Annotated in this window: 10 protein-coding genes; 3 read left to right on the forward strand and 7 right to left on the reverse strand. The window is 60.9% G+C overall.

Annotated elements, in window-relative coordinates; all coding sequences use genetic code 11:
• From K9857_RS28380 to K9857_RS28405, 6 genes are all read right to left on the reverse strand, one after another.
• On the reverse strand, window positions 1-649 hold a 649-nt coding region (locus tag K9857_RS28380), incomplete at its 3' end, for an O-methyltransferase (RefSeq protein WP_224541578.1).
• 18 nt (window positions 650-667) lie between these two features.
• The gene (locus K9857_RS28385) at window positions 668-1,204 is read right to left on the reverse strand and encodes a C40 family peptidase (protein ID WP_224541580.1); all 537 of its coding nucleotides are present in this window, start codon (window positions 1,202-1,204) and stop codon (window positions 668-670) included.
• A gap of 164 nt (window positions 1,205-1,368) precedes the next feature.
• Window positions 1,369-2,019, reverse strand: coding sequence for a C40 family peptidase (locus K9857_RS28390; RefSeq protein ID WP_224541582.1), 651 nt, complete (start codon window positions 2,017-2,019; stop codon window positions 1,369-1,371).
• Between the two features lie 225 nt (window positions 2,020-2,244).
• The gene (gene hda / locus K9857_RS28395) at window positions 2,245-2,949 is read right to left on the reverse strand and encodes a DnaA regulatory inactivator Hda (RefSeq protein ID WP_175379150.1); all 705 of its coding nucleotides are present in this window, start codon (window positions 2,947-2,949) and stop codon (window positions 2,245-2,247) included.
• 196 nt (window positions 2,950-3,145) lie between these two features.
• On the reverse strand, window positions 3,146-4,219 hold the full coding sequence (locus K9857_RS28400; protein ID WP_224541584.1) for an AI-2E family transporter: 1,074 nt from the start codon (window positions 4,217-4,219) through the stop codon (window positions 3,146-3,148).
• A gap of 36 nt (window positions 4,220-4,255) precedes the next feature.
• Window positions 4,256-5,317 carry a DUF2066 domain-containing protein gene (locus K9857_RS28405; protein WP_224541586.1) on the reverse strand — a complete coding sequence of 354 codons (1,062 nt, stop codon included), beginning with the start codon at window positions 5,315-5,317 and terminating at the stop codon, window positions 4,256-4,258.
• A 383-nt stretch (window positions 5,318-5,700) separates the two neighbouring features.
• Here K9857_RS28405 and purM point away from each other — a divergent pair, with 383 nt between their 5' ends.
• From purM to K9857_RS28420, 3 genes are read left to right on the forward strand one after another with little or no spacing between them, the layout of a single operon-like run.
• Window positions 5,701-6,759, forward strand: a complete 1,059-nt coding sequence (purM, locus tag K9857_RS28410) for a phosphoribosylformylglycinamidine cyclo-ligase (RefSeq protein ID WP_224541589.1) — start codon at window positions 5,701-5,703, stop codon at window positions 6,757-6,759.
• Complete coding sequence (purN, locus tag K9857_RS28415; RefSeq protein WP_224541591.1) at window positions 6,759-7,409, forward strand: phosphoribosylglycinamide formyltransferase; 651 nt, start codon at window positions 6,759-6,761, stop codon at window positions 7,407-7,409. The genes purM and purN overlap by 1 nt, the downstream gene beginning before the upstream one ends.
• 8 nt (window positions 7,410-7,417) lie before the next feature.
• Complete coding sequence (locus K9857_RS28420; RefSeq protein WP_224541592.1) at window positions 7,418-8,131, forward strand: DUF3108 domain-containing protein; 714 nt, start codon at window positions 7,418-7,420, stop codon at window positions 8,129-8,131.
• A gap of 215 nt (window positions 8,132-8,346) precedes the next feature.
• Here the strand turns inward: K9857_RS28420 and K9857_RS28425 are convergent, their stop codons facing one another.
• Window positions 8,347-8,598: a hypothetical protein gene (locus K9857_RS28425; RefSeq protein WP_224541595.1), complete on the reverse strand. Its 252-nt coding sequence runs from the start codon at window positions 8,596-8,598 to the stop codon at window positions 8,347-8,349.
• Window positions 8,599-8,687 lie beyond the last annotated feature (89 nt).

Genomic DNA, 8,687 nt, shown 5'->3' on the forward strand with positions numbered 1-8,687 from the left:
GTTTACGGCAGAGAGAGAGCCCATCCCCCAACGGCAACAACGACAGATCCACCCGCCCATCCTCCTTCAACGCCCGATTGAGCGACTGAATCGCACGGGTATCAGCACTCTCCGGATTCTCCTCCAGCACCCGCCCACTCCACAGCGTATTGTCGAATACCGCCAATCCACCCACGCGCAACAAACGCAGCGCATGCTCAAGATAGGCCGGGTAATTCGCCTTGTCGGCATCGATGAACACCAAATCAAACTGCCCCGCCTGATCCAGCTTGCCCAGAGTTTCCAACGCAGGCGCCAGGCGCAAATCAATGCGATCAGCCAGCCCCGCCTCCTGCCAGTACCGAAGGGCCGTGGCGTTGTAGTCACCAGGGATATCACAGCAGATCAACGAACCGTCGTCCGGCAATGCCGACGCCATGCACAGCGCGCTGTAACCGGTAAAGGTGCCCACTTCGAGCACGCGCCGAGCGCCGGTGAGTTTGACCAGCAACGCAAGAAACTGCCCCTGCTCCGGCGCCACCTGCCATTGCGCCGTGGGCAAGGCCTGGGTTTCGTCACGCAGGCGCTTGAGCAGCGGTGTTTCGCGCAGGGATACGTCGAGCAGGTACTGATAGAGCGAATCGTCGAGGTTGAGCGTGCGAGCGGTCATGACCACACCCTCCGGGTGTCAGGGATTACGCGCCAGATGCTCCGGTTGCAGGACACGCTTGGCGCTCAGGTAGGCTTTCTGCCAATAGGCCTTGGACAAGCTGTCGAGCTTCACAGTGCCACCGGTGGCAGGCGCATGGACGAAACGCCCCTCGCCCACGTAGATGCCGGCGTGGCTGACCTGCGAGCCGCCATTGGTGGCGAAGAACACCAGGTCACCGGTTTGCAGCCCTTCCTTTCCGACATCGGCGGCCTGCATGACGATCATCTCCCGGGTGGTGCGCGGCAGGGCAATGCCGGTGACATCACGATAGACATAGCCGATCAGCCCGCTGCAATCGAACCCGGAATCCGGCGTATTGCCGCCCCAGCGATAAGGCGTGCCCACCAGGCCCAGCGCACGGAAAAGCACGTCTTCCGCTTCAGGGGAAAACGACTGCGAGGGACCAAAAATAATGGGAGCGCGTACCACCGGCGCAGGTGGCGGTGTACGGCTGGCACATGCGCTGAGCAGCGCGGCGAGGAACACGATTGCGAGGCGGGCCGACGTCGACATAAGCAGAGCATCCTGATCTGGCTGCGGCTTTTTTCTGCAACGACGCAGAAAAGAAAACCGCCTGCGCGTCACGCAGGCGGTTTGCCATCATTCATGATCAGAATTCTAGCGCTTATGCGCCAAACTTCAAGTAAGACTTTAAGTTCGCCTTACAGATTGTCTGCTTACTTGCGCGCGGTGACGATTTCCGGCGTTGCAGCAGGCGCCATCGCGAGTGCGCGCTTGGCTTCGATGAAGGTCTTGCTCCAGTAGCTGTCGCCCAGGCTATCGATCCGCACACCACCGCTGCGGCGGCTGCTGGAATGGATGAACTGGTTGTCGCCCAGGTAGATACCGGCGTGGCTGACACGATTACGACGGCCAGAGGTTGCAAAGAACAGCAGATCGCCCGGCTTGAGCTTGTTGCGCGAAACCAGCGGTGCATCCACGTTGATCATTTCGCGGGTCGAGCGTGGCAGGTTCATGCCCGCTTCTTCACGGAACAGGTAACCGATGAAACCGCTGCAATCGAAACCGGCTTCAGAGGTACCGCCGAAACGGTAACGGGTACCGATCAGGGACATGCCGCGTTCGAGGATGCTGTCGGCCAGGGCCGGCAGCTGATAAGACTTGCCATCGGCAAAAGCGGCCAGTTCTTTTTCGGTCGCAACTTCGTCCTGGTAAAGAGAGTCCTGATAACGAATGGAGGACTGGACGGCGACTGGGGTTTGAACCTGCTGTTGTTGCTGTTGCTGCGACACCGGGGTGTGGGCAGCGCAACCGAAAAGCAGGGTGACGAGTGCGAGGGGCACGAGGGGTGCGAAGCGCTTTAGCATGGGCACGACCGTGGCTGATAGTTGTAAAGAAGCCGAGACTATGCCCGCTATCAAACCCATTTGCAAATTCAATCGAACTTTTTGTGACTTTCCCGTTTCGCCGCTACATCTAAGCGCTTAAGCCCATTTTGATCGTTTGCCTAGCCTGCACCGTGCAGGAAAGCGCATTTTCTGGCGCCTGAAATATGCCGGACAGCGCTGCAGCCCGCGATTTTACTGGCTTGGCTACCAGCCCAGGGTTTCTTTAAGGAACGGAATGGTCAGCTTGCGCTGCGCTTGAAGGGAGGCCTGATCGAGGCGTTCGAGTAACTCGAACAGCGCACTCATGCTGCGGGTGCCGCGGGTCAGAATAAAGTGCCCGACTTCGTCGGTCAGGTGCAGGCCGCGACGGGATGCGCGCAATTGCAGGGCACGCAATTTGTCTTCATCGGAGAGCGGGCGCATCTGGAAGATCAGCGCCAGGGTCAGGCGGGATTTGAGGTCTGCCAGTTTCACCGGCAGTTCACGCGGAGAGGTCGACGCGGCGATCAGCAGACGCCGACCGCTGTCGCGCAGACGATTGAACAGGTGAAACAGCGCTTCTTCCCAGTCAGCCTTCCCGGCAACCGCCTGCAGGTCATCCAGGCAAACCAGTTCGTACTGCTCGAGGTTGTCGAGGATTTCAACGCCGCGATCCATCAACTCCGCCAGCGGTAGATAAACCGCCGGCTCCCCCATCTGCTCGAAGCGCAGGCAAGCAGCCTGCAACAGATGAGTACGCCCCACGCCGTGCTTGCCCCAGAGGTAAATCAGGCTTTCGGTCCAGCCGGCGTCGGCTTCGCACAGTCGCTCGACATAGCCGAGTGCAGCGGCATTGGCGCCTGGGTAGTAGTTGATGAAGGTGGCGTCGTCACGCAGACGCACACCTAGGGGCAGCTGAATCGGTTCCATGCTGACTGAACAGTTCCCAAGGAACCGTTGGTGACCTCTGTGTAAAGTTTGCGAAGTTTATACCCGTGAAGCCGACCGCACAATGCGACACACCACAAGCAAAATCAAAGGTTTGCGTTGACGGCCGGGTTTTGTGACAGATTCTCTGACGGTGCGTGCTCAACCCGGCGTCAATTCGGGTTGAGCACGCAGAAGCCTAAAGCTCCGGCTCGTCGACACCGCTGTAGATCTCCGAATCCTTGTACAAATCGTGAACATGGCGCACCAGCACCATGATCACTGCCGCCACCGGCAGCGCCAGGAGGATGCCGGTGAAACCGAACAGCTCGCCGCCGGCCAGGATCGCGAAGATCACCGCCACCGGGTGCAAGCCGATGCGGTCGCCCACCAGCAACGGCGTCAGCACCATGCCCTCCAGCGCCTGCCCAACCATGAACACTGCAACGATGCCGACCATGGGATACAGATCGCCACCAAACTGAAACAGGCCCGCGATCAAGGCCGCGCCGATGCCGATGACAAACCCCATATAAGGAACAATCGCCGCCAGCCCGGCGATCAGGCCGATCAACAGGCCCAGCTCCAGCCCAACCAGCATCAGGCCTGCGGCATAGATCCCCCCCAACGCCACCATCACCAGCAACTGCCCACGCACGAAGGCTCCGAGCACTTCATGGCATTCGCCGGCCAGTGACACCACACGTTCCTCGCGATCGCGAGGCAGCAGGCTGCGAATCTTGGCCATCATCACGTCCCAATCGCGCAGCAAGTAGAAACTCACCACTGGGATCAGCACGAGGTTAGCCAGCCAGGCCATCAGCGCCAGGCCCGAGGCCGTCGCTTGGGTCAGCACCACGCTGACGATATCGGTGGTCTGCCCCATGTGCTCGCTGATGGCGGCCTTGAGCTTGTCGAACTTCCAGAACCCTTCAGAAAGGCCGAACTTCGATTGCGTCCACGGCAGCGCAGTGTGCTGCAACCAATCGAGCATCTGCGGCGCCAGCTCATACAACCGAAACAACTGCTTGGCGAGCATCGGCACCAGCACCAATAGCAGCGCGGTGACGATAAGGGTAAACAGCGCGAACACCGCGACGACACCCAAGGTACGAGACAGCCCGGCCTTCTCCAGCCGGTCCACCAGCGGGTCGAACAGATAAGCCAACAACAGCGCCACCAGAAACGGCGACAGGATCGGATGCAACAACCAGATGAACCCGCAGAGCAGAATCACCCCACCCAACCAGAACCAACGCCGCGTATCACCCATGAACCACTCCATTGCTTCTATATATAGAAAGAAAAACTACCAGCGAAAATACAGCGCGGGCGTGGCAGCGGGCGCAGGTGCGGGCGTTGCGGCAGGAGCCGAGCCGTCGGCCGCCGGTGCAGCCGGCGCTACGGGAGCCGGCGCAGGCGCCGACACCTCCTGCAACTTCGCCAGCGACAATTGCGCGCGCAGCTGTTCGGTACTGCCGTTGACCCGATACAGGATCTTGTCGCCATTCACACTTTGCGGGCGCCCGTTGAAGGGCTCCAGCAGTCGCCCAAGCGCCGCATAACGCTCCAGGTTCATGCCTTGAACTTCCAGTAATTGCGCGGCCGAAGCCCCGGGTTTGGCGACGAAGCGCGGCGCCAGTCGCTCGTTGACCGCCAGCATCACCGCATCCGCCAGTGCCGCCTGATCGGCGCCCTCGGCAGTGCCCGCCTCCTTCTGGTCACCCAGCCACATGCGCCAATTGGCCTGCCATTTTCCGCCTTCTTCGCGGGCATGCACGGCCAGCAGGGCGTCGGCATTGTAGCGTTCCGATGCGGTGCGCAGCGGCGCAGGATCGGCGCTTTCCAGATTCGGTGCCGTGGCGACGATCTGCTCGTTCAGATCCGCCAATGGCAAACGCAGCGGCAAACCACGGTGTTGTGCCGCACGACGCAGCGGCGTCGCACTGGCCTGGCCGTCGCCGACCAGGCTTGAACCCTCGGTGGAATCATTCAACCACCAGCCCAGGATCGACGGCCGATTGGCGCCCCACATGGCCAGCCCCGCGCGGCGCAACGCCTGCCCGGTGGTGCCAGGATCGAAATCGACTTTCAACACTTCCGGCGGCCCTGCGTCGTAGCCGAACTGGCTGATGATCTGCTGCGGGTCCTTGCGGATCGCCGCCAGCCCGGGATTTTGCGCCGCCTTGGGGTCACCGGTCAGACGCAGCACCAGCGTATCGAGGGCGCGCTGAGTGGCCTGGTCGCGCTCCTCCGGCGACTGGCCGTTGACCGGTTCGCGCACCTGATAAAGCCCTTTGACGGTTTCGGCCTGGCTGACCAGGCTGATCAATGACAGACAGCCCACAAACAAGAATTTACAAAAACGCATGGAAGATTCCTGACGACAAGAGCGGCTGGAACAGACCGCATGAAAACGTTCAAGCAAGGCTGTGACCATCACCCTGCGCAAAACATTCACACGCCCCGGGTAAGTTTTCGCACTGTCATAACGATAGACGCTTAACGGCATTACTTTACGCAGGCCTGAAGGATGCCACCATCACGCGCCAATGACGGTTTTTTTATGCCGATATGCCCCTGCCGTCGGCGTGAGGATGGCCGCTGACCTTCAAGCCTGATAAAATCGCGCGCCTTCGCAGACCGGCAACAGCCGGGCACTTTCGAAATTCGCGTGAGGCAATCGCCCACTTCGATTTCGGCGGCGCCGCTGAACTCGGTCGTTACTCAGAAATTCCCCTAAAGGCCTGGATCATGAGCAAGCAACCCTCCCTGAGCTACAAGGACGCCGGTGTAGACATCGACGCCGGTGAAGCATTGGTCGAACGCATCAAGAGCGTCGCCAAGCGCACTGCGCGTCCGGAAGTCATGGGCGGCCTGGGCGGTTTCGGCGCCCTCTGCGAAATCCCGGCCGGCTACAAGCAACCTGTGCTGGTTTCCGGCACCGACGGCGTCGGCACCAAGCTGCGCCTGGCACTGAACCTGAACAAGCACGACAGCATCGGTATCGACCTGGTTGCCATGTGCGTGAACGACCTGGTGGTCTGCGGCGCCGAGCCACTGTTCTTCCTGGACTACTACGCCACCGGCAAACTGAACGTCGACACCGCCGCTCAAGTGGTGACCGGCATCGGCGCAGGCTGCGAGCTGTCCGGCTGCTCCCTGGTCGGCGGCGAAACCGCTGAAATGCCAGGCATGTACGAAGGCGAAGACTACGACCTGGCCGGCTTCTGCGTCGGCGTCGTGGAAAAATCCGAAATCATCGACGGTTCCAAGGTCGCTGCCGGCGATGCCCTGCTCGCCCTGCCGTCTTCCGGCCCGCACTCCAACGGCTACTCGCTGATCCGCAAGATCATCGAAGTGTCCGGTGCCGACATCGAGAACACCCAGTTGGACGGCAAGCCGCTGACCGACCTGCTGATGGCCCCGACCCGCATCTACGTGAAGCCGCTGCTCAAGCTGATCAAGGAAACCGGCGCTGTCAAAGCCATGGCCCACATCACCGGTGGCGGCCTGCTGGACAACATCCCGCGCGTACTGCCAAAAGGCGCCCAGGCTGTGGTCGACGTGGCGAGCTGGAACCGTCCTGCTGTATTCGACTGGCTGCAAGAGAAAGGCAACGTCGAAGAGAACGAAATGCACCGCGTACTGAACTGCGGCGTGGGCATGGTCATCTGCGTCGCTCAAGAGCACGTTGAAGCTTCCCTGAAAGTGCTGCGCGACGCTGGCGAGCAGCCATGGGTCATCGGCCAGATCGCAATCGCTGCCGAAGGCGCGGCCCAGGTCGAACTGAAGAACCTCAAGGCTCACTGATGCCTGCCACCTGTGATGTCGTGGTGCTGTTGTCCGGCACCGGCAGTAACTTGCAGGCCCTGATCGACAGCACGCGGACCGGCGACAGCCCGGTCCGCATCGCTGCGGTGATCTCCAACCGCACCGACGCCTACGGCCTGCAACGCGCCAGGGACGCGGGTATCGACACCCGCACCCTGGATCACAAGGCATTCGATGGCCGCGAGGCCTTCGATGCCGCGCTGATCGAACTGATCGACGCGTTCAATCCCGAACTCGTGGTACTGGCCGGCTTCATGCGCATTCTCAGCGCGGATTTCGTACGCCACTATCAGGGTCGCCTGCTCAATATCCATCCCTCGCTGCTGCCCAAATACAAAGGGTTACACACTCATCAGCGGGCGCTGGAGGCCGGCGACGCGGAACACGGCTGCTCCGTGCACTTCGTCACCGAGGAACTCGATGGCGGACCACTGGTCGTACAGGCAGTAATACCGGTAGAGTTGCACGACTCGCCGCAAAGCCTGGCGCAGCGAGTCCATGTTCAGGAACACCTGATCTACCCGATGGCCGTCCGCTGGTTTGCCGAAGGCCGGTTATCGCTCAACGATCAAGGTGCTTTACTGGATGGACAGTTACTCGCGGCCAGCGGCCACTTGATACGAATCTAGGAGACTTTATGCGTCGTGCCCTGCTCTTCGCTTGCGCGCTGCTCGCCCTGCCCTTCGCACAGGCGGCAGACCTTCAACCCTTCTCCGCCAGCTACACCGCCGACTGGAAGCAGTTGCCCATGAGCGGCACCGCCGAGCGCAGCCTGACCAAGGAAGCCAACGGCGTCTGGAAGCTCAGCTTCAAGGCTTCGATGATGATCGCCAGCCTGTCCGAAGAAAGCACCCTGACCGTCGACAAGGACACCCTGCTGCCGCAGTCCTACCACTTCGAACGTGGCGGCCTGGGCAAAGCCAAGAAAGCCGACCTGGACTTCGACTGGGCGGCCAAGAAAGTCACCGGCACCGACCGCGGCGACGCCGTCAACATTCCGCTCAACCGCGGCATGGTCGACAAATCCACCTATCAACTGGCACTGCAGCACGACGTGGCCGCCGGCAAGAAAAGCATGAGCTATCAGGTAGTCGATGATGGCGAAGTCGACACCTACGACTTCCGCGTGCTGGGTTCGGAAAAAGTCGACACCAAGGCCGGCCAGATCGACGCAGTCAAAGTCGAACGCGTCCGCGACCCGACACAAAGCAAGCGCACCACCGTACTGTGGTTCGCCAAGGACTGGGACTACCTGCTGGTCCGCCTGCAACAGGTCGAGACCGACGGCAAGGAGTACAACATCATGCTCCTGGACGGCACGGTCAACGGCAAGCCTGTCAAAGGCAGCTGAGCCCAAGCCCAATGAAAAGCCCCGCAATCGCGGGGCTTTTTTTCGAGCAAAGATCGCAGCCTCGTTGCACTCGACAGCTCCTACAGAAGAGAAAGCAGGCCGTCATTGTGGGAGCGGGCTTGCTCGCGAATGCGGTGTGTCATTCAAAGGTGATGTCGCCTGACACGGCCTCTTCGCGAGCAAGTCGAATCGTCGCACCGCCGCTCCCACAGGTGTTATGTGTCGACCACAAAAATGGTGAACGACACAAATCCTGTAGGAGCGAGCACGCTCGCGATGCACGACAGAACACCGCGGGGCATCAGGCAGCCAGCGTCATCGTTGACGACCATCGCGAGCAGGCTCGCTCCCACAGTTTTTTTGTGATCGACGCAACCACTGTAGGAGCCGAGCTTGCTCGCGATGAACGACGGGTCAACGCGGGGTATCAGGCAGCCAGCGTCATCGTTTACCACCATCGCGAGCATGCTCGCTCCTACAGGTGCGCGCGATATTCGCCCCCTCGTGAGGCCGAGTGGAGGTTCTGCGCAGTGGGCAACCCGGCATGGATGCCGAG

Origin of the sequence: Pseudomonas sp. REP124 (assembly GCF_020164475.1) — a bacterium.
GTDB lineage: Bacteria > Pseudomonadota > Gammaproteobacteria > Pseudomonadales > Pseudomonadaceae > Aquipseudomonas.